Origin of the sequence: Candidatus Pelagibacter ubique HIMB140 (genome assembly GCF_025558165.1) — a bacterium.
Classification (GTDB): domain Bacteria; phylum Pseudomonadota; class Alphaproteobacteria; order Pelagibacterales; family Pelagibacteraceae; genus Pelagibacter; species Pelagibacter ubique_T.
Window position 1 is genome coordinate 665669 of record NZ_LAMZ01000001.1, and the last position, 24960, is coordinate 690628.

General features: G+C 29.8%; 29 protein-coding genes. 20 read left to right on the forward strand and 9 right to left on the reverse strand.

Features of this window, described 5'->3' with window-relative positions:
• Positions 1–56: 56 nt before the first annotated feature.
• The gene (locus tag VP90_RS03605) at positions 57–395 is read left to right on the forward strand and encodes a heavy-metal-associated domain-containing protein (RefSeq protein ID WP_262589738.1); all 339 of its coding nucleotides are present in this window, start codon (positions 57–59) and stop codon (positions 393–395) included.
• Here the strand turns inward: VP90_RS03605 and VP90_RS03610 are convergent.
• On the reverse strand, positions 392–1057 hold the full coding sequence (locus VP90_RS03610; RefSeq protein ID WP_262589739.1) for a hypothetical protein: 666 nt from the start codon (positions 1055–1057) through the stop codon (positions 392–394). The two genes, VP90_RS03605 and VP90_RS03610, sit on opposite strands and share 4 nt — an antisense overlap.
• A complete protein-coding gene (locus VP90_RS03615) occupies positions 1057–2001 on the reverse strand; it encodes a mitochondrial fission ELM1 family protein (RefSeq protein WP_262589740.1) in 945 nt (314 codons plus the stop codon). Before VP90_RS03615 ends, VP90_RS03610 begins: the two co-directional genes overlap by 1 nt.
• A 21-nt stretch (positions 2002–2022) precedes the next feature.
• On the opposite strand from VP90_RS03615, the gene trxB reads away from it, so the two are divergent.
• From trxB to VP90_RS03630, 3 genes are read left to right on the forward strand one after another with little or no spacing between them, the layout of a single operon-like run.
• The gene (trxB, locus tag VP90_RS03620; RefSeq protein ID WP_075506369.1) at positions 2023–2967 is read left to right on the forward strand and encodes a thioredoxin-disulfide reductase; all 945 of its coding nucleotides are present in this window, start codon (positions 2023–2025) and stop codon (positions 2965–2967) included.
• Between the two features lie 40 nt (positions 2968–3007).
• Complete coding sequence (locus tag VP90_RS03625; RefSeq protein WP_262589741.1) at positions 3008–4030, forward strand: NAD-dependent epimerase/dehydratase family protein; 1023 nt, start codon at positions 3008–3010, stop codon at positions 4028–4030.
• Between the two features lie 49 nt (positions 4031–4079).
• Positions 4080–4712: a hypothetical protein gene (locus VP90_RS03630; RefSeq protein WP_262589742.1), complete on the forward strand. Its 633-nt coding sequence runs from the start codon at positions 4080–4082 to the stop codon at positions 4710–4712.
• 2 nt (positions 4713–4714) lie between these two features.
• On the opposite strand, the gene VP90_RS03635 is transcribed toward VP90_RS03630, so the two are convergent.
• Together VP90_RS03635 and VP90_RS03640 are read right to left on the reverse strand one after the other, a co-directional pair.
• Positions 4715–5368, reverse strand: a complete 654-nt coding sequence (locus VP90_RS03635; protein ID WP_262589743.1) for an NAD(P)H-binding protein — start codon at positions 5366–5368, stop codon at positions 4715–4717.
• Positions 5369–5371: 3 nt separating this feature from the next.
• On the reverse strand, positions 5372–6559 hold the full coding sequence (locus tag VP90_RS03640) for a pyridoxal phosphate-dependent aminotransferase (RefSeq protein WP_262589744.1): 1188 nt from the start codon (positions 6557–6559) through the stop codon (positions 5372–5374).
• 36 nt (positions 6560–6595) lie between these two features.
• Between VP90_RS03640 and uvrB the strand changes: the two genes are divergently transcribed.
• Genes uvrB through pgsA form a run of 5 tightly spaced genes read left to right on the forward strand, consistent with a single transcriptional unit; the run spans position 6596 to position 12335 of the window.
• Positions 6596–8770, forward strand: coding sequence for an excinuclease ABC subunit UvrB (gene uvrB / locus VP90_RS03645; RefSeq protein WP_262589745.1), 2175 nt, complete (start codon positions 6596–6598; stop codon positions 8768–8770).
• Positions 8752–9504 (forward strand): SDR family oxidoreductase, encoded by a 753-nt coding sequence (locus VP90_RS03650; RefSeq protein ID WP_262589746.1) that lies wholly within the window; start codon positions 8752–8754, stop codon positions 9502–9504. Before uvrB ends, VP90_RS03650 begins: the two co-directional genes overlap by 19 nt.
• Positions 9501–9926 carry a dihydroneopterin aldolase gene (locus tag VP90_RS03655; protein ID WP_262589747.1) on the forward strand — a complete coding sequence of 142 codons (426 nt, stop codon included), beginning with the start codon at positions 9501–9503 and terminating at the stop codon, positions 9924–9926. The genes VP90_RS03650 and VP90_RS03655 overlap by 4 nt, the downstream gene beginning before the upstream one ends.
• Positions 9913–11748: an excinuclease ABC subunit UvrC gene (uvrC, locus tag VP90_RS03660; protein ID WP_262589748.1), complete on the forward strand. Its 1836-nt coding sequence runs from the start codon at positions 9913–9915 to the stop codon at positions 11746–11748. The genes VP90_RS03655 and uvrC overlap by 14 nt, the downstream gene beginning before the upstream one ends.
• Positions 11749–11750: 2 nt before the next feature.
• Positions 11751–12335 carry a CDP-diacylglycerol--glycerol-3-phosphate 3-phosphatidyltransferase gene (pgsA, locus tag VP90_RS03665; RefSeq protein ID WP_262589749.1) on the forward strand — a complete coding sequence of 195 codons (585 nt, stop codon included), beginning with the start codon at positions 11751–11753 and terminating at the stop codon, positions 12333–12335.
• On the opposite strand, the gene VP90_RS03670 is transcribed toward pgsA, so the two are convergent.
• Complete coding sequence (locus VP90_RS03670; RefSeq protein ID WP_262589750.1) at positions 12332–13213, reverse strand: branched-chain amino acid aminotransferase; 882 nt, start codon at positions 13211–13213, stop codon at positions 12332–12334. The two genes, pgsA and VP90_RS03670, sit on opposite strands and share 4 nt — an antisense overlap.
• Positions 13214–13285: 72 nt before the next feature.
• Here VP90_RS03670 and VP90_RS03675 point away from each other — a divergent pair, with 72 nt between their 5' ends.
• From VP90_RS03675 to VP90_RS03685, 3 genes are read left to right on the forward strand one after another with little or no spacing between them, the layout of a single operon-like run.
• Entirely contained in the window at positions 13286–13723 is a 438-nt protein-coding gene (locus VP90_RS03675; RefSeq protein WP_262589752.1) for a MarR family winged helix-turn-helix transcriptional regulator, read from the forward strand.
• A complete protein-coding gene (locus VP90_RS03680; protein WP_262589753.1) occupies positions 13716–14393 on the forward strand; it encodes a response regulator in 678 nt (225 codons plus the stop codon). The genes VP90_RS03675 and VP90_RS03680 overlap by 8 nt, the downstream gene beginning before the upstream one ends.
• A complete protein-coding gene (locus tag VP90_RS03685; RefSeq protein WP_262589754.1) occupies positions 14374–15693 on the forward strand; it encodes an ATP-binding protein in 1320 nt (439 codons plus the stop codon). The genes VP90_RS03680 and VP90_RS03685 overlap by 20 nt, the downstream gene beginning before the upstream one ends.
• Here VP90_RS03685 and VP90_RS03690 read toward each other — a convergent pair.
• Positions 15671–15922, reverse strand: a complete 252-nt coding sequence (locus tag VP90_RS03690; RefSeq protein ID WP_262589755.1) for a hypothetical protein — start codon at positions 15920–15922, stop codon at positions 15671–15673. The genes VP90_RS03685 and VP90_RS03690 overlap by 23 nt on opposite strands.
• A 32-nt stretch (positions 15923–15954) precedes the next feature.
• On the opposite strand from VP90_RS03690, the gene lgt reads away from it, so the two are divergent.
• Genes lgt through ychF form a run of 7 tightly spaced genes read left to right on the forward strand, consistent with a single transcriptional unit; the run spans position 15955 to position 21866 of the window.
• Positions 15955–16734: a prolipoprotein diacylglyceryl transferase gene (gene lgt / locus VP90_RS03695; protein ID WP_262589756.1), complete on the forward strand. Its 780-nt coding sequence runs from the start codon at positions 15955–15957 to the stop codon at positions 16732–16734.
• Entirely contained in the window at positions 16718–17767 is a 1050-nt protein-coding gene (locus VP90_RS03700; RefSeq protein WP_262589757.1) for an SAM-dependent methyltransferase, read from the forward strand. The genes lgt and VP90_RS03700 overlap by 17 nt, the downstream gene beginning before the upstream one ends.
• A complete protein-coding gene (gene pgeF / locus VP90_RS03705) occupies positions 17760–18518 on the forward strand; it encodes a peptidoglycan editing factor PgeF (RefSeq protein ID WP_262589758.1) in 759 nt (252 codons plus the stop codon). The genes VP90_RS03700 and pgeF overlap by 8 nt, the downstream gene beginning before the upstream one ends.
• Before the next feature lie 7 nt (positions 18519–18525).
• Positions 18526–19458, forward strand: a complete 933-nt coding sequence (locus VP90_RS03710) for a ribose-phosphate pyrophosphokinase (protein WP_262589759.1) — start codon at positions 18526–18528, stop codon at positions 19456–19458.
• A 44-nt stretch (positions 19459–19502) separates the two neighbouring features.
• Positions 19503–20192, forward strand: a complete 690-nt coding sequence (locus VP90_RS03715) for a 50S ribosomal protein L25/general stress protein Ctc (protein ID WP_262589760.1) — start codon at positions 19503–19505, stop codon at positions 20190–20192.
• A gap of 40 nt (positions 20193–20232) precedes the next feature.
• A complete protein-coding gene (pth, locus tag VP90_RS03720; RefSeq protein WP_262589761.1) occupies positions 20233–20796 on the forward strand; it encodes an aminoacyl-tRNA hydrolase in 564 nt (187 codons plus the stop codon).
• Positions 20793–21866, forward strand: coding sequence for a redox-regulated ATPase YchF (gene ychF / locus VP90_RS03725; RefSeq protein WP_262589762.1), 1074 nt, complete (start codon positions 20793–20795; stop codon positions 21864–21866). The genes pth and ychF overlap by 4 nt, the downstream gene beginning before the upstream one ends.
• On the opposite strand, the gene VP90_RS03730 is transcribed toward ychF, so the two are convergent.
• Genes VP90_RS03730 through petA form a run of 3 tightly spaced genes read right to left on the reverse strand, consistent with a single transcriptional unit; the run spans position 21843 to position 24409 of the window.
• Positions 21843–22601: a cytochrome c1 gene (locus VP90_RS03730; RefSeq protein ID WP_316963662.1), complete on the reverse strand. Its 759-nt coding sequence runs from the start codon at positions 22599–22601 to the stop codon at positions 21843–21845. The two genes, ychF and VP90_RS03730, sit on opposite strands and share 24 nt — an antisense overlap.
• Positions 22602–22623: 22 nt before the next feature.
• Positions 22624–23886, reverse strand: coding sequence for a cytochrome b (locus tag VP90_RS03735; protein WP_262589764.1), 1263 nt, complete (start codon positions 23884–23886; stop codon positions 22624–22626).
• A 10-nt stretch (positions 23887–23896) separates the two neighbouring features.
• Positions 23897–24409 carry a ubiquinol-cytochrome c reductase iron-sulfur subunit gene (gene petA, locus VP90_RS03740; protein WP_075506393.1) on the reverse strand — a complete coding sequence of 171 codons (513 nt, stop codon included), beginning with the start codon at positions 24407–24409 and terminating at the stop codon, positions 23897–23899.
• Positions 24410–24500: 91 nt separating this feature from the next.
• Between petA and VP90_RS03745 the strand changes: the two genes are divergently transcribed.
• Positions 24501–24959, forward strand: a complete 459-nt coding sequence (locus tag VP90_RS03745) for a tRNA (cytidine(34)-2'-O)-methyltransferase (RefSeq protein WP_262589765.1) — start codon at positions 24501–24503, stop codon at positions 24957–24959.
• Position 24960: the final 1 nt, after the last annotated feature.

Here is a 24960-nt window from a genome sequence, read left to right on the forward strand (position 1 = left end):
TAGTATTACCCAATATGGGCATATTAAAATTAAAAAAAATAGTTTATAAGAGAATTATGAAAAAAATCTTACTAGTTTTATTTACATCATTAATATTTTTTCAAAACATAGTCAAAGCAGAAGTTGCTATGATTGGAGTTGTAGATGGAATGGTATGTATGGCATGCCAAGCAAAAGTTGAAAAAGAACTTAAAGCTGCAACAGGTGAAGGTAATGTTGAAGTTTCATGGCCAGAGGGAGTTGCGTTTATAAACTTTGAAAATACCCCAAATTTTTCTGAAGAAGACTTTAAAAAAGTAATTGAGAACGCTGGTTTCGCAGTTGGTAAGGTTGCAACCTTAAATGAAAAAATTATTGATCCAAAATCTGGATTAATTTCATTAAATAAATTTTAATTATTTACTTTCCAGTCAGTTTCGAAAGTCACATAGTTTACTTGTAAACATCGTCTTTCTTTAAGAATGCTCTTTTTTTCCATGCCATGCCAAGTATTTGGTCCGCTGGTAAAAAGATAACCGTAGTTATTTCTATAAGGCAATGTTTTAACTTTTTCTAATTTTTCATTATAAAAATCAGTCCCTAAATCCTCAGACTCGTTAGTTTTATTTACAAAAATTAATCCTGACATTAATTTTTCTTTAATATCGCAGTGTGGTTTGAGCCAAAATCCTTCTCTATCACAAATTACTTCTACTCTTACATATGAGTTAGATAAATCTTTATTGATCATTTTAGATATTGTCTCAAATGTTTCTTTAGATTGTAGTTCGTTTATAAATTTTACAAGGTTTGGAAATTGTGAACTATTTTCTTTAGTGACAAAACATCTAAATTTAATTGCTTTACCACCAGAAGAAATACCCTCTCTAAACTCAGCAGCACCACCATCTATTGCTCTAGTTCCATCATAATTTAAATTATGCTGACTTAAATCTGGGATATCTGCTTTAACAATCTCTTCAATTGCCCCTTCAGATAAAGCATTGCTATATTCCCAATGATCAAATGGTGTTTTATATTTTTTTGAATTATTATTTATAGAATTTAAAAATGACATTAAGATTGAATTTTTTCTTTTATTATTTTTGCTACTCTATTCGTTTCATCTAGCTTTTCATAGTTCCAATTTTCAATTTCCTCACCTAAGTTTCTGGTGATATTTAGTTCTCTAAATAAGTTTCTAAATCTTTGGAATCTTTTGTCATTCTTTTTTGGTAAAATATTAGCAACATAAATTGGTTTACCTGTCAAAGCAGCTTCTGAGATCATTGAGCTAGAGTCACATGTAACAACTATATTTTCTGATAAAGCTAATGCAGATAAATATGCCTTTTTATCTACATTCATAATTACTGTGTGATTTTCTCCAAAAAACTCTTTGGCGTAATGAATGGTATTTATAGGCGTTCTCATTGATGGGATTACTACTAATTGAAAATCATGTTTTTTCATTAATTTATAAAACATTGAGAAAATATGTTTCGTATTCTTAGTTGAATAATCATAGTATTTTGTTGGTCCACCCATAATTAAGCACCAAATTTTTCTTTCGTCCTGTTTGATAAAAGATTTTAAATAATCTTTATTTTCTTCAATTTCTTTCTCTGAAAGATAATGAATAGCTCCCTTTGTGCTAATAACATTATCGCCATTAATTCCATCATGTTCTGGGGCAACAATAAAATCAAAATGATTAAAATCTATTTTTGGATCCTGGATATGAATATTAAATATTTTTTTTTTAGAAATACTTTTTAAGTGAATAGATGGGATTACACTCTTTCTTCCACATGAGATTATTAAATCAAAATCATTATCTTCAATCTTTTTATAAACACTTTGAGAAATTGGAGTAAATTTAGGTGGAACAAGTTTCCAAATACTTTTTAGTTCAACCTTGTGGTGAGTAAAATCAATATCAAGTGCTTTAGCAAGTCCTTCGACTTGACTAATCATTCCGTGCATCCCTTGAGTTAATAATAAACCTTTTAATTTAGACATTAATCACTATATAGCTTTCATATGAGTCAAAATCCAACTAAACACACAAAAGTGTTAATAATTGGATCTGGTCCTGCCGGATACACAGCAGCTGTTTACGCTGCAAGAGCAATGTTAAATCCTATCCTTGTTCATGGTGCTCAACCAGGCGGACAATTAACAACTACAACTGATGTGGAAAATTTTCCAGGCTTTGCAGAAGTAATTCAAGGACCATGGCTAATGGATCAAATGAGGGATCAAGCAAAAGCTGTTGGAACAGAAATGATAGAAGACCATATCGGATCAGTGAATTTAAAATCTACACCTTTTGAGGCTGTTGGTGATAGTGGGCAAAAATATACAGCAGATAGCATAATTATTTCAACTGGTGCACAGGCAAGATGGTTAAACATTAAATCTGAACAAGAATTTAGAGGATTTGGAGTTTCAGCATGTGCTACATGTGATGGTTTCTTTTTTAAAGATAAAGAAGTTGCTGTAGTTGGAGGTGGTAATGCTGCAGTAGAAGAGGCAATGTTTCTTACAAAATTTGCATCAAAAGTAAAATTAATTCATAGAAGAGATAGTTTGAGAGCTGAAAAGATGCTTCAAAAGAAATTGATGGAAAATAAAAAAATTGAAATTGTTTGGGACTCTGTTGTTGAGGATGTCTTGGGTGATAGTGAACCCAAAAATGTTAAAGGTATAAAAATTAAAAATTTGAAAACTGAAAAAACAGAGGAAGTAAAATTAGATGGGTTGTTTATTGCTATTGGTCATGATCCAGCAACTCAACTTTTCAAAGATCAATTAGAAATGGATAAAGAGGGTTACTTAATTACAAAACCAGATTCTACGGAAACAAATATTCCTGGAGTTTACGCCGCGGGTGATGTTAAAGATAAAACTTTTCGACAAGCAGTAACAGCAGCTGGTATGGGTTGTATGGCTGCATTAGAAGCTGAAAAATTCTTATCTCATTAATTGAGATTACAATTACTAACTGAGTAAAAGGAGAGAAATTATGACTGATAAGGTATTATTAACTGGAATAAGTGGATGGATTGCTAAACATACTGCAATAGAATTATTAAATTCAGGTTTCGAAGTTTTAGGTACTGTTAGAAGTGATGATGTAATTTCTCAGACCAAAGAAACTATTAGTAAATATGCATCGATAGATAAGTTATCTTTTATAAAACTTGATCTTTTAAATGATGAAGGTTGGGAAGAAGCTGCAAAAGGATGCAAATATATAATTCATATGGCTTCCCCTTTTCCAATGAAGGTTTCAAAAAATAGACAAAATTTAATACCAGTTGCAAAAGATGGAACTTTAAGAGTTTTAAATGCTGGCATCAAAGCAAATGCAGAGCAATTTGTAGTTACATCTTCAATTGCAGCAATGTTTAGAAAGCCAAATAGATCAAATCCTTATTCATTTAGTGAAAATGATTGGACTGATGAAAATTGGGTTGATGGAGTTAATGATTATTTTCTATCAAAAACAGTCGCTGAAAAAGTGGCCTGGGAATTAATGGAAAGTAACGGAATTAAAAATAAACTAACTTGTATAAATCCTGGTGGTGTATTTGGAGATGCTTTGGATACTAAAGGTGGAACTTCGATTGAATATGTAAGACAATTTTTAAAAGGTAAATTTCCAGCAACACCTAAATGGGGGATCTTAATATCTGATGTTAAAGATGTCGCAAAATCTCATGTTGCTTGCTTAGGAAATGCAAAAGTTGGTGGCAGAAGATTAATAATTGGAAAAGAGGTTAAAACACTACTTGAGACATCAAAAATATTAGCTGAAGCTTTACCAGAATATGCAAAAAAACTTCCCAAGAAAACTTTACCAAATTTTATGGTGAAATTTATTAGCATGCTAGATTCAAGTGCAAAAACAATGATCCCTGATCTTGAATTAGAGATGAAGCCAGAGACAAAATATGCTGAAGATTTAATTGGTTTTGAATTTAAACCAGCAAGTGGGGCTTTAATTGAAGCTGGAAAATCAGTAGTAAGATTAGGCTTAGTATAAAAATTTTGTATAACCTCATCTTTAAATTTCAGGTATAAAATTAATCCAAATGAACAGAAGAAAATTTATAAAAACTGTAAGTCAAATTATGATTGCTTGGGGATTAAGTCCAAAGCTCGCATTTGCCTCCGAAACTAATAAAATATTATCAGGAAAATTTTTCATAGATGGTAAGGAAGCAGAGTTTAATTTTCAGGATTTAAACAATTCTACAATTGAAACTAAAGATGAAAAATCAATAATCAAAGTTAAAGATGATTTTTATTTAATAAGACCAGAAACTAAACTTCGATTTGTTTCAAAAAACCTATTAAAAGTTATCAAAGGTTCTGTTCATGCTGTTTTTGGAAAAAGACAAGAAGAATTAAATGTTGAAATTCCTCATGGCACAATTGGAATAAGAGGAACGTCTATTTTTATTGATATTGAGCCTAAACAGAACAGAAGTTATTTTTGTAATTGTTATGGAGAAACAGTTCTCTATGATAAAAAAGGAAATTTATTAGAAACAGTGGTTTCTTATGGGCACGAGTCTGGTGCACTTACAGAAGATGGAAAATTTAAACGGTATGGAATTAATTATTTAAAAAATATTTATGCTTTAAGACACCCAAAAATATTTGACGAAGAAATGGAAAAAGTTGGGTGCATCGTAGAAGATAGTCATTGTACCTTAAAATAAATTTATTTTACCAAATCTGAAATTTGATCTGACTCAAAGATTTTTTGATCAATATTACTATTCGCAAGTTTAATCATTGCTTTTGCAATTGTTGTTGAATGAATTGATCTCATTTTTTTTAATGGTCCAATAAATAAAGGATTGAGAAGCTTAAAAATTATTATTCCTATTTTCTCACCCAATCTAAATTCTTTTCTGTTACCCAATATAAATGAGGGTCTCATAATTCCTATTTTAGAAAAACCTAAACTTAAGATCTCTTCCTCTACAAGACCCTTATATTTTAAATAATCTCCTGAACTTTTAGAATTAGCATATCCTGAAGATACAAAAAAATAAGATTTAACATTGTTAGATTTTGCAATTTGGGCTACTTTTTTTGGGATATCTAATTCAATTCTTTGATATTCATTTTTATAAGGAGAATTTTTTTTTGTTGTCCCGATACAAAAAAAACATTCATCTCCATCAATTTCTTCTTTGTGTTTTTCTAAATTATTAAAATCAGTTTGTATTAACTCAATTTTTGAGTTGTTTGTTTGAATTGAAGAACGGACAAATATTTTAATTTTAGAGTAATTATTGTTCAGAATAAGTTGATTTAAAACATGTCCTCCAACCAATCCAGTTGCACCAAATAGTAATGCTGTTTTCACTTCTTAAGAAAGGCTTTCGCAAAAAGATTTTATTCTATCCATTGCTTTCTTCAAATTTTGCATTGAGGTTGCATAAGAAATTCTAAAGTATCCATCTAAACCAAATGCAGAGCCTTGTACTACCGCCACATTAGATTGCTCAAGTAGTTTTTGAACAAACTCTGTATCAGTTTTCAATTTAGTTTTTTTATTTAACAAACCTTTGCAACTTGGAAAGACATAAAAGGCTCCGTTAGGTGTTAAACAATTTATACCATTGATGCTGTTTAAACTTTTAACAACAAAATCTCTTCTTTCTTTGAATGCTTTAGATCTTTTTTTTATAAAACCTTGGTTACCATTTAAAGCTTCAACTGCAGCAGCTTGACTGATTGATGATGGGTTTGATGTAGATTGAGATTGAATTTTACCAATTGCTTTAATTATATCTTTTGGTCCTGCAGCGTACCCTATTCTCCAACCTGTCATTGCATAAGATTTACTAACCCCATTCATTGTCAAAGTTCTATCTTTCAATTTAGAATTTTGAGCAATCGTATAAAAATTAAAATTATCATATGCTATATGTTCATAAATATCGTCACTCAAAATATGAACTTTTTTATTTTTAATTAAAACTTTAGCTAAATCTTCAATTTCTTTTTTTGAGTAGCCTGCTCCAGTTGGATTGGAAGGTGAATTTAAAATTACCCATTTAGTTTTTTTGGTAATAGCTTTTTTTAATTTACTTGCAGTAAGTTTAAATCCTTCTTCTTCTGTACACTTAACTATCCTTGGTTTACCGCCCGCTAATAAAACCATATCAGGATAAGAAACCCAAAAAGGTGCAGGAATAATTACTTCATCACCTTTATTTAAAGTTGCCATGAAAGCATTATAAAGAACTTGTTTTCCACCAGTTCCAACAGTGATTTGATCTGTAGTGTAATTAATTTTGTTTTCTCTTTTAAACTTATCTACAATTGCTTTTTTTAAAGCAGGCGTTCCATCTACTGCTGTATATTTTGTATCTCCACTTTTGATAGCTTTAATTGCAGCATTTTTAATATTATCTGGTGTATCAAAATCTGGCTCTCCAGCCCCAAGTCCAATTACATCTTTTCCTGCAGCTCTAAGTTCTCTTGCTTTTTGAGTAACTGCAATAGTTGGAGATGGTTTAATTCGTTTTAAACTGTCTGATATTATGCTCATTGAAATATAAATAAATTCTAATACGCTGTTTAATATATGGAAAATACTTATCAAGATTTAATTACAGATATTCAGAGTAAAAATCCTAAAATTAGTGGAAAACTCGAAGGTGGAAAAAAATTCAAAATTAAATCTGATTTTAAACCTGCAGGTGATCAACCAGAAGCTATTAAGAAATTAGTAAATGGTGCAAATAAAGATCAATTTAATCAAGTATTACTTGGAGTTACAGGATCTGGAAAAACTTTTACAATGGCAAAAGTAATCGAGGCCACTAATAGACCGGCATTGATACTTGCTCCAAACAAAACGCTAGCAGCACAACTCTATGGAGAAATGAAAACATTTTTCCCAGATAATGCAGTTGAATACTTTGTTTCTTATTACGACTATTACACTCCAGAAGCGTACGTTCCAAGATCTGACACTTACATAGAGAAAGAGGCATCGATTAATGAACAGATTGATCGAATGAGACACTCAGCAACTAGATCTCTTTTGGAAAGAGACGATGTTTTAATTGTAGCAAGTGTTTCATGTATTTATGGATTAGGTTCTGTTGAGGCGTACAGTAAAATGACGCTAACTCTTCAAAAAAATTATGATTACAACAGAGAAGAAATTATTAAATCTTTAGTAGCTCTACAATATAAAAGAAATGATCAAAATTTTTATAGAGGAACATTTAGAGCTAGAGGCGAATATTTAGAGATATTTCCTTCTCATTTAGAGGACAGAGCTTGGAGGCTTTGTCTATTTGGAGATAAATTAGAGCAAATTGAAGAATTTGATCCTTTAACAGGAGATAAAGTTAGAGAACTAAGTTTAGTAAAAGTCTATGCGAATAGTCATTACATAACTCCTAAGCCTACAATCGAACAGGCAGTTATTAACATTAAAAAAGAATTAGAAATAACTTTAAAAAAACATAGAGCAGAAAATAAATTATTAGAGGCTCAAAGATTAGAAGAAAGAACTAAGTTTGATTTAGAAATGATTGAAGCAACTGGTTCTTGTGCGGGAATTGAAAACTATTCAAGATTTTTATCTGGAAGAAAACCAGGAGAACCTCCTCCTACTCTATTTGAATATTTTCCAGATAATACATTAATATTTGTTGACGAATGTCATGTGACTGTTCCACAACTTAATGGAATGTACAAAGGAGATAGATCAAGAAAAAGTACTCTTGCGGAATATGGTTTTAGACTGCCATCATGCATGGATAATAGACCATTAAAGTTTGAAGAGTGGGATTTAATGAGAACTCAAACTGTATTTGTATCTGCAACACCAGGACCATGGGAACTAGAGCAAACAAAAGGGAAATATATTGATCAGGTTATTAGACCAACCGGTCTAATTGATCCTGTAGTTGAAATTAGACCTGCAAAAAACCAGGTAGATGATTTGATGCATGAGTGCAAAAGAGTAGTTGAAAATAATTATCGAGTTTTGGTCACAACTCTCACGAAGAAAATGGCAGAAGATTTAACTGAATACCTTCACGAAAATGGAATTAAAGTTAGATATCTTCACTCAGACATCGATACTTTGGAGAGAATTGAAATAATGAGAGATTTGAGGATGGGTGTATTCGATGTTTTAGTTGGTATTAACTTACTAAGAGAAGGTCTTGATATACCTGAATGTGCATTAGTTGGAATTTTAGATGCAGATAAAGAAGGATTTTTAAGATCAGAAACATCACTTATTCAAACAATAGGAAGAGCTGCAAGAAATGTGGACGGAAAAGTTATTTTGTATGCTGACAAAGAAACTAAAAGTATAAAAAAAGCAATTGCTGAAACTGACAGAAGAAGGAATATTCAATTAGCATACAATAAAAAACATAAAATTAGTGCTACATCAGTTAAAAAAGAAATAAGTGATGTTTTAGAAAGTGTTTATGAAAAAGACTATGTGAAAATAAGTGAAGGCTCTAATGTTGGTGGAAACTTAAAAAAACATCTTAAAGCACTAGATAAAAAGATGAAAGATGCTGCTTCTAATCTTGAATTTGAAGAAGCTGCTAAAATTAGAGACGAAATAAGAAAGTTAGAAAGTAGCGAATTAGAAATTACATTAAATCCAAAAATAAGGCAGTATGATGTGAAAAATAAACTTTATCCTAAAGGTCGATCAACAATGGGCATGCCTGGAACAAAAGTTACAAAGAAAAGAGATAAAAAATGGAAGCACGGAAAATAATTATAACTGGTGGTGCAACAAGAATTGGTGCTGCAATTGCAAAAAAATTATCTGGTTCTAATAAAGAAATTTTAATTCATTTTAATAAATCAAAATCAAAAGCTGAGAATTTAAAAAAAGAACTATCAAATAATGGTACAAAAGTTTACTTGGTTAAAGGTGATTTGAGTAAAGAAAATGATGTAAATAAAATTGTAAAATATGCAAAATCAAAACTTAAATATTTTGATTGTCTAATTAATAACGCTTCTTTGTTTGAAAATGATAAATTGGAAAACTTTACAACAGATAGTTGGGGCCAACATTTAAGAACAAATCTAAGAACACCTGCATTGCTATCAAAAGAATTTGCAAAAAATGTCAAAGGAAAAAATAACAATATAATTAATATTATTGATCAAAGAGTTTTCAAACTAACTCCATATTTTTTTTCCTATACCATTAGTAAAACTGGACTTTATACTTTAACTAAAACTAGTGCCATGAGTTTAGCTCCAAAGATTAGAGTAAACGGTATAGCACCTGGGCCCACTATTAAAAATCAAAGACAATCCGAAAAACATTTTAGAAAACAGTATTTAGCAACCCCACTAAAAAGACAAGTTGATGTAGAACAAATATGTAATGCTGTTGACTTTTTTATAAAAAATATATCTATTACAGGACAAGTTTTAGCAATAGATAGTGGGCAGAATTTAAACTGGCAAACACCAGATATAATGGGCAAAGAATGAAAAGAAGTGATTTTAAGATTGTAAAAATAAATAAAAACAAAAGTCTTTTTAATTACGAAAAAAAAATTCTAATTAATGAATTAATTTTAAATTTAAAACTTGGCTATTATGACTTTGAAAAGAAAAAGCCTCAAAAAGTTAAATTTAGCCTAGAGATTGATTACGAGGATAAAAAGCCATCAAGTGATAAGGATATAAAGTCGATTGTAAATTATGGAACAATTGTAAAATTGATCACTAAACTCGTTAAAAAAAAACATTACAACTTTCTTGAAACATTAGCTGAGGCTGTATTTGATGAATTATTCAAAGATCAAAGGATTGCTAAAATAATGTTGAAAATTGAAAAATTAGAAATTCTTAAGCAATGCTCGTCTGTTGGTATTCAAATTACCAAAAAAAGAAGTCATGATAAGCTCTGAAATAGGAAAAGAAGTAATTAAAAAAGAACTCTCACTAGTACCTAAACTTCCTGGTGTCTACAGGATGCTGAATGAAAAAAATGAAATTCTTTATGTAGGAAAAGCAAAAAATCTTCCTAATAGACTTAAAAGTTATGTATCTGAAAAAAACCATATAATCAGAACAGAGAGAATGTTATCTCAAACAAGAAAATTAGAGATAACGACTACTTCAAATGAAAGTGAAGCTCTTCTTCTAGAAGCAAACCTAATTAAAAAATTTAAACCAAAATTCAATATTTTATTAAGAGATGATAAGTCATTTCCATTCATCTTTATTGGTAACAAAGATAAATGGCCACAAATCAAAAGACATAGAGGAAAAAAAACAAAAGAAGGATTTTATTTTGGCCCTTTTGCATCAGCAGGTTCAGCTAACTGGACTATAAAGATGATCCAAAAAATTTTTCATTTAAGAGTTTGTGATGATACTGTTTTTAAAAATAGAGAACGACCTTGTATTCTTTATCAAATAAAAAGATGTTCTGGACCATGTGTCGGTTATGTTGAAAAAAGTGATTATCAACAAACAGTTGATGATGCTATTGAATTTGTATCAGGTAAATCAAGAAAAATTCAAAAAAATCTCTCAAGTCAAATGGAAAGGGCAAGTGAGGAATTGGATTTTGAAAAAGCAGTAATTTTAAGGGACAGAATTAAAGCTTTAAATATTATTCAATCTTCTCAAAGAATTAATGAAGCAAACTTAGTAGAGGCAGATGTTATAGCTGGATACAAAGAATCTGGAAAAACTTGTATTCAAGTATTTTTTTATCGATCAAAACAAAATTGGGGTAACCAAGCTTTTTTTCCAAAACATGACCCAGATGAAAAATTAGGAGATATTTTAAATTCATTCGTTTCACAATTTTATGAAAATAAAAGTGTACCTTCTGCAATAATACTATCTGAAGAAATAAAAGAAAAAGTTTTAATTGAAAAAACTTTAACTCAAAAAGAAGGAAAACAAATTAATATTAGTGTTGCTAAAAAAGGCTCAAAATTAAAAGTAGTTAATCAAGCAATGAAAAATGCAAAAGATAGTTTGAATAGAAAACTTTATGAAAGTCAGAATAATCGAGAACTTTTTGATGAAGTTGCAAAAAAATTTAATCTTGAAACAAATATAAATTTAATTGAGGTTTATGATAACAGCCATATACAAGGTACCAATAGTGTTGGCGCATTAATTGCATATGGTGATGAGGGATTTATTAAAAAGAGATATCGAAAGTTCAACATCAAGAACAAAAAAAATGAGCAAGATGATTACGGCATGATGAAAGAAGTATTAAACAGAAGATTTAAACGTGCTGTTCAGGAAAAAGATAATTATCTCACTTTTCCTGATTTGGTATTAGTTGATGGAGGAAAAGGACAATATTCAGTAGCTAGAGAAAGTTTAAATGAATTGGGGCTTCACGACATTCCGATTATTGCAATAGCAAAGGGTAAATTTCGTAATAGTGGAAATGAAACATTTTTTCACAATGGTAAAGAATATAAATTCTCAAAAAATGACCCTACCTTATTCTTCCTTCAAAGGATAAGAGATGAATCGCATAGATTTGCAATCAGTGCCCACAGAGCAAAGAGAAAAAAAGGAATTAGTAAATCTTTACTAGACCAAATTGAGGGTATTGGAGCAATTAGAAAAAGAGCGCTACTAAACCATTTTGGTTCGGCAAGATCTGTTGAGTCTGCTAGTTTAGATGAAATTAAATCTGTTGAAGGTGTTGAAGAAAAAGTAGCAAAAAAGATATATAACTTCTTTCACGAATAATTATGTTAAAAAAAATTCCAAATATTCTGACAATAGGGAGAATAATAATTGTACCCTTCTTTGTTTTAGCATTTTATCTTCCAGGTTTTTATGGTGATTTAACTGCTTTAATTTTATTTATAATTGCTTCATTTACAGATTTTTTAGATGGCATGTTAGCTAGAATGTTGGGCCAAGAATCTAAATTAGGAGAATTATTAGATCCAATTGCAGATAAAATTATAGTCGCTACAGCTCTAATTTTGTTGGTGATGGATGGAACAATCAGAAATTATGAAGTTATTGCAGCCATAATAATATTGACTAGAGAAATTTTAATTTCAGGATTAAGAGAATTTTTAGCAAAAGGTCAGATTAAACTTCCAGTTTCAAATCTTGCTAAACTTAAAACAGTTTTGCAAATGATTGCTATTGGTCTTCTACTTTCAGGAGATACTGGAAATAAAATAATCAACTTTGAAGATTATAATGCTCAAACTATTGGAATTATTCTTTTATGGTTATCAGCTGTACTTACTTTATTTACAGGTTATGATTATTTAAGAAAAGGTATTGATCACGCAATATCTGAAGATAACAAAGATTAAGCTGCTTTTTTCTTTCTTACCAATGCTTGATAACTTTCATTAAGATCAATGATTGTATCACAAACTTTGAATTGATTTTCCGCAATACAAGATACTGGAGTAACTTCAGCAGCAGTTCCTGTTAAAAAGCATCCCACAAAATTAGGAAGTTCTGTTGGACTAATTTTTCTCTCATGTATTTTTATATTTTTTGATTTAGCAATTCCAATTACAGTTCTTCTTGTAATTCCATCTAAGAATGAATCTGGGATTGGTGTATGAATTTCTCCATTTTTATCTTTAAAAAATATATTGGCTCCTGTTGCTTCAGCAATATTACCTTCGTGATCTAACATTAAAGAATCTGTGTAACCTTGTTTTTCAGCTTCATGTTTTGATAATGTGCAAATCATATACAAACCTGACGCCTTAGTATCCCAAGGAATAGTATTAGGAGCTGGTCTTCTCCAGTTTGAAATATTTAATTTAATACCTTCAACTTTTAGTTTTGGATCAAAGTAAGATCCCCATTCCCAAGTTGCAATCGCAACATGAACTTTTGTTTGTTGTGCTGAAATAGCCATCATTTCAGTGCCTCTCCAAGCTACTGGTCTTACATATCCATTTTCTACATTCTGAGTTGCAATTATTTTATTTGAAGCAGTATTAATTTGGTCTTCAGTATAAGGAATTTCAAAACCCATTCTTCTAGCAGAATGAAAAAATCTAGAGGTATGTTCCTCTAATTTAAAAATAGAACCATCATAAACTCTTTCACCTTCAAAAACACAACTTGCATAATGCAAACCATGACTTAACACATGGAGCTTTACATCTCCCCAATCAACAAGTTCATCGTTGTACCAAATTTTTCCAGATCTTTTATCGTACGGTATCATTAGTGAAAATATTTTAAAATATCAGTGAAAAATATCTTTGTATCTTTGATATGTCAATATAACTTACCCATTATGAAAGAACTTTTATATCTTAAAGACGACCAACTTAAGGGTTTAATTGAAAAATTATTTGTTAGTTACAGAGAGACATTTTCTGACTCTAAAAAAATTTTAGATAAATACTCAATTGGTGTAGCCCACCATAAAGTTATTCACCTAATTTCATCTTATGACGGTATCTCTATCTCAGATCTTCTAAAAAAATTAAAAGTAACTAAGCAAAGCCTTAACAGAGTTTTAAAAGATTTAATAAAGTTAGACATTATCATATTTAAGAAAAATGATCAGGATACAAGGGTTAAACATGTGTTTTTAAACGAAAAAGGAAAGAAAATATTTGAAGAAATTTTTAATTTACAAAAAAAAAGAATTTATTCTGCTCTTTTAAATTCAACTTCAGAAGAAGTTGTTAATTTTGACAATGTATTAAATAAAATAATTAATGGATAATTTTTTAGCACATATTTTAGTAGTTGATGACGACGATGGTATTAGATCATTAGTCAAAAAATTTTTAAACGAAAATAATTATTTAGTAAATACAGCTGACAGTGCTGAAGATGCATCAGAAAAAATAAAAATAGTAAAGTTTGATCTAATTGTGCTCGACATAATGATGCCTGGAAAGAATGGATTAGAATTTATAGAAGAAAATAAAAAAAATTTAGATACTCCAATTATACTTCTTACAGCAAAAGGAGAGGCTAAGGAAAGAATAGAAGGTCTTGAAGTTGGTGCAGACGATTATTTGCCCAAACCATTTGAACCTAAAGAATTAATTCTAAGAATTAAAAACATTTTAGATAAAACAAAAAAAACTGAGCAAAAAAGAATAATTGAATTTGAAAATGTCAAAATTGACTTAAATAAACTTTTAATTATTAGAGATCAAAAAGAATTTAAAATTAATAATACCGAAAAGACAATTTTAGAAAAAATGATTAATAGTCCAGGAAAAACATTTTCAAGAGAAGATATAGGAAAATTAATTAGTCTAGATAAAGAAAGATCTATTGATGTTATTATCACTAGATTGAGAAAAAAAATTGAAATAAACCAAAAAAGTCCTAAATTTTTGCAAACAATTAGAGGTGCAGGATATGTTCTCTGGATTGAGTAATTTTTTTAAAAAAGTTTTACCAAAAAGATTATTTTATAGAGCACTTTTAATTGTTGCGGTCCCTGTAATTACCATCCAATTAATAATCACCATTGTTTTTTTTGATAGTTTGTGGATTAAAACAAATAAAGGTATGACCAGAACCCTGGTTAATGAGATTAGTGCTTTTATAGAAACTTATCAAAATGAGGAAAATGATAAGCAAGAAGTGAATAATCTTTTTTCATTGTTTCTAGATTTAAATATTGAATTGGTAGTTAATGAAAAATTAAGTGATCAAAATAAAGAAAGATGGTTTAGTCCAATTGATCGAACTTTAAGAAGAGAATTAAAGTCTAAATTTTCTCCTGAGATCTTTTGGTTTAATACTACAAACTATAAAGAACTAGTTGATTTAAGAATAAAATATGAAAATGGATATTTTAAATTTTTAGTTCCAAAAGATCGAGTCACTAGTACCTCTGCAAGAATATTTGCGCTATGGATTACAGTTCCTGCAATTATAATGGTTATTATTTCACTAATATTTTTAAAAAATCAAACGAGGCCAATTACAAATTTAGCTCGCGCTGCTGAGAGATTTGGAAAAGGAGAAGTCATAGAAGAATTTAAACCTTCAGGAGCACTCGAGATACGTCAAGCAGGTCATGAATTTGACAAAATGAGAAAGAGAATTGAAAGACATCTTAATCAGAGAACTGAAATGTTATCAGGTATTAGTCATGATTTAAGAACTCCTTTAACAAGAATGAAGCTACAATTAGCTTTTCTTAAAGATAAAGATGCAGTTGATAAATTAACAGATGATATCAACGAAATGGAAAAAATGCTTAATGAATATCTGCAATTTACAAGTTCATCGTATGTTGAGAAGGACGAAATGTTTAACCTTTCAGAACTAATAGAGGAGATAATAAAAAAATATAATAATAAAAATATTTCTCATAATTTAATTCCTAGAATTTACATTAATGGCAGAAAGAACCTTATCAATAGATCTTTAAATAACTTGATTGATAACGGATTAAAATATGCAAACAAAGTTGAAATAAGCCTAAACAAAAAAAATACAAATCTATTTATAATTATTGATGATGACGGCCCTGGGATACCCAAAAAAGAGCATGAAAATGTATTTAAACCTTTTTACAAGATGGACAAAGGAAGAAATGATTCAAAATCTAGTGTTGGATTAGGACTATCAATTGCTTCTGATATTATCAAATCCCATGGTGGAAATATTATGCTGGAAAAATCAAAATTTAATGGGCTAAGAGTTAAGATCTTTTTGCCAGTCTAGTTTTCTTCTTTTTTTTTGTTTCTAATTTTGAAATTTTATTTTCTAAATTTTCTACTCTCTTCGAAAGAATATCAAATTCATCCTTACTAGTAAGTTTCATTTTAAAAACAAATTCATCTCTCTTTGATTTAAATATATTTAAGATTTCAGATGATAAATCTTTTGAAGTTATTAATCCCTGCTCTAGTAGTTTTGCAAATTTATCAATTATAAATTTAGAATTTTTCATATTTGAGATATACAATATAGATATAATTTAAAATGTTCATCAATAATTTTGACCCAGTTGCAATAGAAATATTTTCTTTAGAAATTAGATGGTATTCTCTAGCTTATATAGCTGGTATTTTGTTTGGATGGTTAATAGCAAAAAAACTGTTCTTAAAGAATTCCGAAATAAATAAAAACTTTGATGATTATATAACGTACTTAATCATCGGAATTATTTTAGGTGGAAGAATTGGTTATGTATTATTTTATAATTTTGAATTCTATATCAATAATCTATTAGATATTTTAAAAGTATGGGAAGGCGGCATGTCTTTTCACGGAGGAGTAATTGGTATTGTTGTAGCAACTATATTGTTTGCAAAAAAAAATAATAAAAATGCGTTTCTATATTTAGATGTCGTTGCTCTAGTTGCGCCTATTGGAATATTTTTTGGAAGAATTGCAAATTTTATAAATTCTGAACTTTATGGGCCTATAACTAATTTACCTTGGGCAGTTACTTTCATACAAATAGATAATCAACCACGACATCCCTCACAAATTTATGAAGCATTATTAGAAGGTTTAATTTTATTTTTAATTTTAGTTTGTTTTAGAAGTAGAGGAAATTTTGAAAAAGCTGGATTGATTTCTGGATTATTTTTAATTTTCTATTCAATCTTTAGATTTATTGTTGAATTTTTTAGAGTTCCAGATGATCAATTGGGATACCTAATATTCAATTTAACTATGGGTCAGTTAATAAGTTTTATCTTTTTGATAATTGGATTAATTATTTTCTTTTTGAAAAAAAATGAACAAGTCGACTAATTTACCTCTAGATCAATTTATCAATCACGCTCTTTACGATAAAGAAAATGGTTATTATATGAAAAAAAATCCCTTTGGAAAGGAAGGAGATTTTATTACGTCTCCCAACATCACAAGACTATTTTCAGAAATAATTGCGATTTGGGTAATAACTTTTTGGAAAAGCATCGGTTCCCCTAAAAAATTTAACTTAATTGAACTTGGCGCTGGTAATGGAGAAATGATGAAAGTTGTGTCTGAAACATTAAAGAATTTTCCAGATTGTTTTAACTCCTGTAATTTAATGATTCATGAAAAAAGCTCATATTTAATTGATGAACAAAAAAAAAATTTAAATTCTGAAAAAATAATCTGGGTAAATGGAGTTGAAATCGATAACACATTTCCTTGCATTTATCTTGCAAACGAATTTTTTGATGCACTTCCAATAAAGCAATTTTTTAAAAAGGAGAATAATTGGTTTGAAAGGTATGTTAATTTAAAAACTTACAAAAAGGCTGAGTTCAATGATAAAGAAGTTGATATTAAAACAATAGAGCAAGAACTTAAATTTGAAATATCTAAGGACCAAGATATTATTGAATACTCTCCCGAAGCGTTTAAATATCTAAAGAAAATTTGTAAAATTATTGAGAACAGAAATGGTGGACTTTTAATAATTGATTATGGATATTTAGATCTGAAAATAAAAAATACTATTCAAGCAATAAAAGATCATAAATTTTCAAATATATTAGAAGATATTGGCGACTCTGATATTACGTACAATTTAAATTTTAATTTATATGCTAACTATATTAATCAATTTGAAAAACTAGATCATCTAATTACTAATCAAAAAAAATTCTTAACAAGCATGGGAATTTTGCAGAGAGCAGAGATTGTAAGTAATAATATTGCCTTCTCACAAAAAACAGATCTATTTTATAGAATTAGACGTTTAATTGATGAGAAACAAATGGGAGAGTTATTTAAGGTAATGTTGATTAAAATTAAAAACAATAAATTTAAAACAGGTTTTCAAATTGATTAAATCTAAAAAGCTTTCAAAAAATAAAGCTATTAAACATGGTTTTTTTAATAGCATCGGTGGTGTATCAAAAAATATTTATAGAAGTTTAAATTGTGGTCCAGGTTCAAATGACAATAGTGCAAGTGTACAAAAAAATTTAAATATTGTTAAAAATAAAATTTCTAAGAACTCAAAAAATATTTTTTTACTTAACCAAATTCATAGTAATAAATTCGTGTTTATTGACAAAGAGTATAAATCAAAAATAAAACCTAAGGCTGATGCAATTATTACTGACCAAATAAATTTACCTATTGCAGTTTTGACCGCAGATTGTGTGCCAATACTGGTTTTTGATAATCAGAGAAAAATGATAGCTGCAATTCATTCAGGATGGAAGGGTGCTTTTAAGGGAATTATATCAAAAGTGATTAAATTTATGGTTAAGAGAGGGTCTAAAACAAAAAATATTACTGCAGTTATAGGTCCATCAATATCAGTTAAAAATTATGAAGTTCAAAAAGATTTTTATAAAAAATTTATAAGAAAAGACAAAACTAGTCATAAATTTTTTAAAATGGGTAAAGAAAAGTTATATTTTAACTTATCTAGTTATGTTAAATCATTAATTCTTAAGTCTGGTGTGAAAAAAATAGAAAAAATTGACGTTGATACATTCGATGCTAAAAATAAATTTTTTAGTGCTAGAAGATCAAAAAGTCTAAATCATGCTGATTATGGTAGAAATATTTCAATAATTATGCTTAATTAGGTTTTTCATGAAATTATTATCAGGAAATAGTAATAAACCTCTTAGTAAGAATATTGCTAAATATTTAAAATCTAAATTAGTCAATTCAAGTATTAGAAATTTTTCTGATGGTGAAATTTATGTTGAGATTAATGAAAACATAAGAGGAAATAGTATTTTTATTATTCAATCTGTTTCTTCTCCAGCTAATGATAATTTAATGGAACTTTTATTATGTATAGATGCTTTAAAAAGATCATCTGCCAAAAATATAACAGCTGTAATTCCATATTTTGGTTATGCAAGACAAGATAGAAAAGTTGTCCCAAGAACTTCCATTTCAGCAAAACTAGTATCAAACTTAATTACAAAAGCAGGAGCAGATCGAGTTGTAACAGTAGATTTGCACGCTGGACAAATTCAAGGATTTTTTGATATTCCTGTAGATAACTTGTTTGCTACTCCTATTTTTGCAAGACACGTTAAGAAAAAAATTAATAGTAAAAATATGATTTGTGTTGCACCAGATGTGGGTGGTACTGAAAGAGCAAGATCTCTTGGAAAACTTTTAAATATTGGTTTAGCTATAGTAGATAAAAGAAGACCTAAGCCAGGACAATCTCAGGTTATGAATGTGATTGGGGATGTAAAAGGTAAGACATGTATAATTGTAGACGATATCATCGACTCAGGTGGAACAATTGTAAATGCAGCTAAAGCTCTAAAAGATAGAGGTGCAAAAGAAGTTTATGTTTATATTACTCACGGTGTCCTTAGTGGTGAAGCGGTCAAAAAAATTAAAAATTCTGTTATCAAAAATTTAGTAATTACAGACACAATTGATAATAGTGACAAAATAAAAGGTGCAAAAAACATCGAAGTTTTATCTATTTCAGGGCTAATGGGTGAAGCGATTAAAAGAATATCAAATTCTACTTCTGTATCTGATTTATTTAAATAATTACCTTGTGTTATTAAGGATCTTGAGCTAAAAACCCTTGTTTTATGAATACTTTAGAAGCTAACATCAGAGACACCAAAACAAAAGGCGAGCTTAACTCACTAAGAGATAGTGGAGAAGTTCCAGCTATAATTTATGGCGGTGAAGCTCAAAATGAAAAAATTTCTATATCTAAGAAATTGCTAAAGTCGATGTTAGAAGACTCAAATTTTTTATCTACAATTCTTACATTAAATGTAAACGGTAAGCCACAAAATGTACTTCCAAGAGAAGTAAAATATCACATCTTGTCAGACGAACCTATACATGTTGATTTTTTAAGAGTTGTGCCTGGTCTAAAAATTAGAATTGAGGTTCCAGTTAAATTTATTAATCATGAAAAATCACCTGGATTAAAAAAAGGTGGAGTATTAAATATTGTAAGAAGAAAAGTTGAATTAAAATGTCCAAGTGAGAAAATACCTGAAAATCTTTTAATTGATTTAGATGGTATTGATATTGGAGTAAGTTTTAAAATTTCATCAATTAATTTAGATCCTGAAGTTGTACCAACTATTCAAGGTAGGGATTTCGTTATTGCAACACTTGCGGCTCCAACTGTAATGAAAGAGCCAGAAAAACCAGCTGAAGCTGAAGCTGCAGAGAGTGAAGCGGGTGCCGAAGCTGCTGCACCAGCTGAAGGCGATAAACCAGCTGCTGAAGGCGAAGAGAAGCCTGCTGAAGAAAAAAAATAAATTATTTAGACTGAAGTTTGTTTTCCATTAAAAAATTTTTATGCTTTTATTTGTAGGACTAGGTAACCCAACGCCCGATAGTGAAAATAATAGACATAATGTAGGTTTTAAAATTATCGACTCGATTAATAAAAAATTTGGACTATCAAAACAAAAACCAAAATTTAAAGGTTTGCTTACAACAGGAAATGTGGGAGACAAAAAAATATATGCAATTAAACCTTTAACTTTCATGAATAATTCAGGAATTTGTATAAGAGAATTAATAGAATATTTTAAAATTGATGCCGAGGATGTCACAGTTTTTCATGATGATTTAGATGTAGAATTTGGAAAAATTAAAGCTAAGTTTGGTGGATCTAGTGCAGGTCATAATGGTATAGCTTCAATAGATAAATTTATTGGTAAAGATTATTCTAGAGTAAGAATTGGTATTGGAAAACCAAAGGACAATATGGAAGTAAGTGATTTTGTACTTCAAAACTTTGATGAAGATGAAATGGCTGGATTAGAAAAAATTACAAATAATATTACTGAGTCAATTTCAATATTAATTGATAAAAAATTAGACCTATTTTCAAGCACAGTAAATAATAAAAAATGAGTTTTAAATGTGGAATTGTTGGTTTACCAAATGTTGGTAAGTCCACACTTTTTAATGCGCTAACAAATTCTAGTAAAGCACAAGCAGCTAATTTTCCATTTTGTACAATTGATCCAAATGTTGGTGTAGTTCCCGTACCAGATGAAAGATTGTCCAAATTATCAAAAGTCTCTAACTCTAAAAAGGTAATTAATACCACAATTTCATTCGTTGATATTGCTGGTCTTGTAAAAGGAGCTTCAAAAGGAGAAGGATTAGGAAATAAATTTCTTTCTCATATCAGGGAAGTTGATGCTGTAATTCATATGATTAGATGTTTTGATTCAGATGATATCCAAAATGTTAATCCTGACGTAAACCCAGTGAGAGATTTGGAAATTATTGAAACTGAAATGATGCTTGCAGATCTTGAAAGTATTCAAAAAAGATTGGAAAAAAATAACAAGAAAAATGTAGATGAGGAACAACTAAAAATTTTAGAAATTGCACTTGATTGCATAAATAATGACAAAGATATTTCAGTTCTAAAAACACAATTTGATACCAAGCAATTAAATCAAAGCGGTTTATTATCAATTAAACCAAAAATATATGTTTGTAATGTTGATGAACAAAGTGTTCAGAACGGTAATAAATATACAAATGATTTCATAGAAAAATTTGGCAATGAAAATACACTGATTGTATCTGCTGATATTGAAAATCAAATTAATGAGCTACCTGCTGAAGAGAAAAAAAATTATATGGAAATGATAGGTTTAAAAGAAACTGGATTAAATATGTTAATTCAAAAAGGTTACAATATACTAGAGCTAGATACTTATTTTACATCAGGCCCTGAGGAAACAAGGGCATGGACAATTAAAAAAAATTGTACAGCTCCTAAGGCAGCAGGCGAAATACATACTGATTTTGAAAAAGGCTTTATTCGAGCTGAAACTATTTCTTATGAAGACTTTATAGCAAATGATGGCTGGGTAAATTCTAAAGCAAATGGGAAAATGAGATTAGAAGGAAAAGATTATATTGTTAAAGATGGGGATGTATTAAACTTCAGATTCAACACGTGACCAGATTTTCTTCATACTAAAGTAAACTAAAATAGTTAAAATAATCAAATATACTATAGCTTTAAATCCCATTTGGTGTCTTGCTTCTAAATGAGGCTCCGCAGCCCACATTAAAAATGTTGTTACATCTTTTGACATCTGTTCAACTGATGCATTAGTGCCATCCCCGTACTCTACTATTCCATCTGATAATGGCGCTGCCATTCTGATCTTATTACCATACATATATTTGTTGTAATAAACTCCATCATCCAAAGTTACTCCGCTTGGTGGATCTTCATAACCTTGAAGTAAAGAATAAATATAATCAACTCCGCCGCCTCTAGCTTTAACTAAAACAGACATATCTGGCGGATAAGCTCCTCCGTTAGCTGCTTGTGCGGCTTTTACATTGTCGTATGGCATTACAAATTTATCCGAAAGTTTTCCAGGTCTAGTAAACATTTCGCCATCAGCGTTTGGTCCATCTGTAACTTCAAAAGAAGCAGCGATTGCTTTTGCAGCTGCCTCTGAAAACTCTGGTCCACCCTCTTCTGATAAATTTCTATAGCTTAAATATTTCATTGAATGGCAAGAAGCACAAACTTCCGTATAAACTTGATATCCTCTTTGAAGAGCTGCTCTATCAAATTTTCCAAAAAGACCTTTAAAACTCCAATCTGTTTTAAGATAATCTACTTTTTCTGCAGCAAATGTTTGGGCACTAATTAGAGAAAAAAAAGAAAGTATTAAAATTAGTTTAAATAACTTTTTCACTTTATTTTATTTTACTTTCTCTGTGTTTTGCAGCTTCTAAGTTTGGTGATCCACCTAAAATAGGCTCTGTTATACTTAGTGGAACAGGTAATGTTCTCTCTTTAAATCCAAGCACAGGGAGAATAACCAAGAAATGTAAGAAATAATAGGCAGTGGCTACTCTTGCAATTAATAAATAAAGACCTTCTGCAGGCATTGCTCCCATGTAACCAAGAATTAAAACGTCTGCTACTAAAATCCAATAGAATTGTCTGTATAAAGGTCTAAAAACTGCTGATCTAATTTTTGAAGTATCTAACCAAGGTAAAGCTGCAAGTATTAAAATAGCAGATAGCATTGCAATTACTCCAAGTAGTTTATCCGGTACCGATCTTAGTATTGCGTAAAAAGGTAACAAATACCATTCTGGAACTATATGAGCTGGAGTTACCATAGGATTTGCCTCTATGTAATTATCTGCGTGACCCAAAATATTAGGCGTATAAAAAACAAAAAATGCAAAAACAATCATAAACATTAATAATGCAAAACCATCTTTAATAACAATGTATGGATGGAATGGGACAGTATCCTTAGATGGTTTTTTGATATCAATACCAACTGGATTATTATTTCCAGGTACATGCAGAGCCCATATATGTAAAATTACAAGTCCTGCTATTAAGAATGGGATTAAATAATGTAGAGTAAAAAATCTTGTTAAAGTTGGATTATCAACTGAGTATCCACCCCATAACCATGTTACAATTCCCTCACCTACTAACGGGATTGCACTAAATAAATTTGTAATAACAGTTGCTCCCCAGAAACTCATTTGTCCCCAAGGTAAGACGTAGCCCATGAATGCAGCTGCCATCATTAACAAGTAAATTACTATACCAATAATCCAAATTATTTCTCTTGGTGCTTTGTAAGAACCATAAAATAATGATCTAAAGATATGAATATACACAGCAAGAAAAAACATCGATGCACCATTTGCATGTATGTATCTAATTAACCATCCGTAGTTAACATCTCTCATTATATGCTCAACACTTTCGAATGCCATGTCAGCATGAGCAATGTAATGCATTGCCAAAGTTAATCCTGTTATAATTTGTGTGATTAAGCAAAAAGTCAAAATTCCTCCAAATGTCCACCAGTAATTTAAATTTTTTGGAGTAGGATAATCTGTTAAATGATTTGCAAGAGTTAGTAACGGTAATCTATCATTAAACCATTGACCAACTTTTGATTTAGGTTGATAATCGTGATCACTCATAACAACTGTACTATCCTATTTTAATTGTGTTTGCGTTTACGAATTCATATTTTGGAACTTCCATATTCCAAGGAGCTGGTCCTTTTCTAATTCTTCCAGACGTATCATAGTGAGAACCGTGACAAGGACAAAACCATCCATTATAATCACCTTTGTCATTCAAAGGCACACATCCTAAATGAGTACAAACTCCAAGCATGACTAACCATTCAGGATTTTTTGCTCTATCCTCATCTTTTTCTGGATGAATTAATTCTTCCATTTTAACAGATCTTGCTTCGTCGATCTCTTCTTGTGTTCTTCTTCTGATGAAAACTGGTTTTCCTCTCCATAGAACTGTAATTGTGTTTCCAGGTTTGACTGAACTTACATCTACCTCGGTACTTGCTAATGCTTTAACTGAAGCATCTGGGTTCATTTGATCTACCATGGGCCACACTACTGCTGCAGCTCCAACTGCACCTACAGCTGTGGTCGCTGTAAATAAAAAATCTCTTCTTTTTTTTGGCTTTTTATCTGACATTTTAAATAGTTTTTTGTTAAAAAATTAATTTAATATACGATTTCTTATAAGATAACAGTAATTTTTCTACTGAAAGAATGACACATTACGGATGAAACCTAGACCTAAAATTTCACTATACGAGCCAGATATTCCACAGAATACAGCTGCAATTATACGAACGTGTGCCTGTTTAGGGGCGGAATTAGAAATTATTGAGCCTTGTGGATTTTTATTATCTGACAAAAGGTTTAAAAGAGTTGTCATGGACTACATGGACTATAGTAAAATTAAATTCTACCAAAGTGCAGAACATTTTTTTGAAGAAAAAAAGAATCAAAGAATTGTTTTAATGACAACAAAGGGTTCTATAAATTATACTAAATTTAATTTTAGAGCTGATGATACAATATTATTTGGAAGAGAGAGCGCTGGTGTTCCAGAGAAGGTTCATAAGCTGATTGGTGATCGTCTAAAAATTCCAATGAATGAAAATGCGAGATCTCTAAATATAGCATCCTCAGTTGCAATAGTTTTGGCTGAAAGTTTAAGGCAAAATAATTTAATGTAAT

What these genes read in the sequence shown, in the direction of transcription:
- VP90_RS03605 (WP_262589738.1), top strand. Translation starts at nt 57, where the DNA reads ATGAAAAAAATCTTACTAGTTTTATTTACATCATTAATATTTTTTCAA.
- VP90_RS03610 (WP_262589739.1), bottom strand. Translation starts at nt 1,057, where the DNA reads ATGTCATTTTTAAATTCTATAAATAATAATTCAAAAAAATATAAAACA.
- VP90_RS03615 (WP_262589740.1), bottom strand. Translation starts at nt 2,001, where the DNA reads ATGTCTAAATTAAAAGGTTTATTATTAACTCAAGGGATGCACGGAATG.
- trxB (WP_075506369.1), top strand. Translation starts at nt 2,023, where the DNA reads ATGAGTCAAAATCCAACTAAACACACAAAAGTGTTAATAATTGGATCT.
- VP90_RS03625 (WP_262589741.1), top strand. Translation starts at nt 3,008, where the DNA reads ATGACTGATAAGGTATTATTAACTGGAATAAGTGGATGGATTGCTAAA.
- VP90_RS03630 (WP_262589742.1), top strand. Translation starts at nt 4,080, where the DNA reads ATGAACAGAAGAAAATTTATAAAAACTGTAAGTCAAATTATGATTGCT.
- VP90_RS03640 (WP_262589744.1), bottom strand. Translation starts at nt 6,559, where the DNA reads ATGAGCATAATATCAGACAGTTTAAAACGAATTAAACCATCTCCAACT.
- uvrB (WP_262589745.1), top strand. Translation starts at nt 6,596, where the DNA reads ATGGAAAATACTTATCAAGATTTAATTACAGATATTCAGAGTAAAAAT.
- VP90_RS03650 (WP_262589746.1), top strand. Translation starts at nt 8,752, where the DNA reads ATGGAAGCACGGAAAATAATTATAACTGGTGGTGCAACAAGAATTGGT.
- VP90_RS03655 (WP_262589747.1), top strand. Translation starts at nt 9,501, where the DNA reads ATGAAAAGAAGTGATTTTAAGATTGTAAAAATAAATAAAAACAAAAGT.
- uvrC (WP_262589748.1), top strand. Translation starts at nt 9,913, where the DNA reads ATGATAAGCTCTGAAATAGGAAAAGAAGTAATTAAAAAAGAACTCTCA.
- pgsA (WP_262589749.1), top strand. Translation starts at nt 11,751, where the DNA reads ATGTTAAAAAAAATTCCAAATATTCTGACAATAGGGAGAATAATAATT.
- VP90_RS03670 (WP_262589750.1), bottom strand. Translation starts at nt 13,213, where the DNA reads ATGATACCGTACGATAAAAGATCTGGAAAAATTTGGTACAACGATGAA.
- VP90_RS03675 (WP_262589752.1), top strand. Translation starts at nt 13,286, where the DNA reads ATGAAAGAACTTTTATATCTTAAAGACGACCAACTTAAGGGTTTAATT.
- VP90_RS03680 (WP_262589753.1), top strand. Translation starts at nt 13,716, where the DNA reads ATGGATAATTTTTTAGCACATATTTTAGTAGTTGATGACGACGATGGT.
- VP90_RS03685 (WP_262589754.1), top strand. Translation starts at nt 14,374, where the DNA reads ATGTTCTCTGGATTGAGTAATTTTTTTAAAAAAGTTTTACCAAAAAGA.
- VP90_RS03690 (WP_262589755.1), bottom strand. Translation starts at nt 15,922, where the DNA reads ATGAAAAATTCTAAATTTATAATTGATAAATTTGCAAAACTACTAGAG.
- lgt (WP_262589756.1), top strand. Translation starts at nt 15,955, where the DNA reads ATGTTCATCAATAATTTTGACCCAGTTGCAATAGAAATATTTTCTTTA.
- VP90_RS03700 (WP_262589757.1), top strand. Translation starts at nt 16,718, where the DNA reads ATGAACAAGTCGACTAATTTACCTCTAGATCAATTTATCAATCACGCT.
- VP90_RS03710 (WP_262589759.1), top strand. Translation starts at nt 18,526, where the DNA reads ATGAAATTATTATCAGGAAATAGTAATAAACCTCTTAGTAAGAATATT.
- VP90_RS03715 (WP_262589760.1), top strand. Translation starts at nt 19,503, where the DNA reads ATGAATACTTTAGAAGCTAACATCAGAGACACCAAAACAAAAGGCGAG.
- pth (WP_262589761.1), top strand. Translation starts at nt 20,233, where the DNA reads ATGCTTTTATTTGTAGGACTAGGTAACCCAACGCCCGATAGTGAAAAT.
- ychF (WP_262589762.1), top strand. Translation starts at nt 20,793, where the DNA reads ATGAGTTTTAAATGTGGAATTGTTGGTTTACCAAATGTTGGTAAGTCC.
- VP90_RS03735 (WP_262589764.1), bottom strand. Translation starts at nt 23,886, where the DNA reads ATGAGTGATCACGATTATCAACCTAAATCAAAAGTTGGTCAATGGTTT.
- petA (WP_075506393.1), bottom strand. Translation starts at nt 24,409, where the DNA reads ATGTCAGATAAAAAGCCAAAAAAAAGAAGAGATTTTTTATTTACAGCG.
- VP90_RS03745 (WP_262589765.1), top strand. Translation starts at nt 24,501, where the DNA reads ATGAAACCTAGACCTAAAATTTCACTATACGAGCCAGATATTCCACAG.